2 protein-coding genes are annotated in these 923 nt (G+C 62.1%); both read right to left on the bottom strand.

The window, feature by feature from the left end:
• Positions 1–393, bottom strand: a 393-nt coding sequence (locus tag AC1DT3_RS22745) for a polysaccharide deacetylase family protein (RefSeq protein ID WP_477467430.1), incomplete at its 3' end; no start/stop codon positions are given.
• Between the two features lie 2 nt (positions 394–395).
• Positions 396–749: a hydroxyisourate hydrolase gene (gene uraH / locus AC1DT3_RS22740; RefSeq protein WP_477467429.1), complete on the bottom strand. Its 354-nt coding sequence runs from the start codon at positions 747–749 to the stop codon at positions 396–398.
• Between the last annotated feature and the right edge of the window lie 174 nt (positions 750–923).

Genomic DNA, 923 nt, shown 5'->3' with positions numbered 1-923 from the left:
CCATTTCAGGCCGTGGCTTGCGATTTCCCAGCCCGCTTCCTTCATCGCCGAAACCGCCTCGGGATTGCGCATCAGCGCCGTCGCGACCCCATAGACGGTGACCGGCATCGATCGTTCCGTGAACATGCGCCAGAGGCGCCAGAAGCCGACGCGCGAGCCGTACTCGTAGATCGATTCCATGCTCATGTGACGCTGCCCGGGCCACGGCGCGGCGCCTACCATTTCCGACAGGAATGCCTCCGACGCTCGGTCGCCGTGGAGAATGTTGTTCTCGCCGCCTTCCTCATAGTTSATSACGAACTGCACGCAGAYGCGGGCGCCGTTCGGCCAGCGSGGATCSGGCGGRTTGCGGCCGTAGCCGACGAGATCGCGCGGATAGGATGTGTCTGTCATGCTCAGCTGCCGCGATAGGTGGAATAACTCCAGGGCGAGACCAGGAGCGGGACGTGATAGTGACCGTCGGGCTCGGTGATGGAGAACCGGATTGGAACGAGGTCGAGGAACGGGGGATCGGAGATTTCCCCCCCGAGCGTCAGGAAATAGTCACCCACGTGAAAAACCAGTTCGTACGTACCCGTCCTGAACGACGCTCCTGTCATCAAGGGACCGTCGGTGCGCCCATCCGCGTTTGTGGTTTCGGTGGCGACCGAATGGCGCCGATCGCCCTCGATTACGAACAGCTCGATCCGCACGCCCTTCGCGGGGCGGCCGCGGCTCGTGTCGAGGATATGTGTGGACAATCGGCCCATCGATGCTCCTGAAAAGAACGGAATGTCTTCTTGCGGCCTGCGCCCGTCAAGGATCATTCGCCGGATCGGAAGGGAAGCGACGTCCGACCAAAGTCGCCCTGTTGAAAAGCATGCGTCTAGGCTCTTTCGGAGCCGCGCGGGGCAGCCTAGTCTACGCGCCTCACTTTTTTGAAG

This window comes from Microvirga sp. P4_G7 (genome assembly GCF_056401005.1).
Note: the sequence above shows the minus strand (reverse complement) of the source record. Positions and strands in the feature narration are given on the sequence as shown.

Coding starts and splice junctions, on each gene's coding strand:
- uraH (WP_477467429.1), bottom strand. CDS start 749: ATGGGCCGATTGTCCACACATATCCTCGACACGAGCCGCGGCCGCCCC.